Source organism: Burkholderia sp. BCC1638 (genome assembly GCF_902833195.1).
Classification (GTDB): domain Bacteria; phylum Pseudomonadota; class Gammaproteobacteria; order Burkholderiales; family Burkholderiaceae; genus Burkholderia; species Burkholderia diffusa.
Map to the genome: position 1 here is coordinate 1 of NZ_CADFEC010000137.1, position 452 is coordinate 452.

At 68.6% G+C, this 452-nt stretch carries 1 protein-coding gene; it reads left to right on the forward strand.

Translation table 11 applies throughout. From position 1 onward, the window contains the following. Positions 1-452: Ig-like domain-containing protein (locus HWX22_RS31575; RefSeq protein ID WP_175917025.1), on the forward strand; the 452-nt coding region annotated here is incomplete at both ends.

Below are 452 nucleotides of genomic sequence, written 5' to 3' on the forward strand. Positions count from 1 at the left end.
GGGCTCGGCGGAGCCGGGCGCGGTGGTGACGATCTACGACGGCGGCAAGGCGATCGGCTCGACCGTTGCGAACGCGGCGGGCGGCTGGTCGTTCACGCCGGGCACCCCGCTCGCGGACGGCGAGCATGATTTCAAGGTGACGGCGCGGGACGCGGCGGGCAACGAGAGCGGCGCAAGCGAGGTCTACGCGATAAAGGTCGATACCTCAGGGCCTGGCACGGTCGTCATTACGGACGCCTTCGACGACCAGTTGCCGCAAACCGGCTCGGTGTCGAACGGTGGGTTCACGAACGACACGCGTCCGACGCTGCATGGCACGGCGAAGCCGGGTTCGATCGTGACGATCCGCGATGGCGACACGACGCTGGGTTCGGCCACGACGGACGCGTCGGGCAAGTGGAGCTTCACGCCGGACTCGGCCCATGCGCTGACGGAAGGCAAGCATGCGCTGA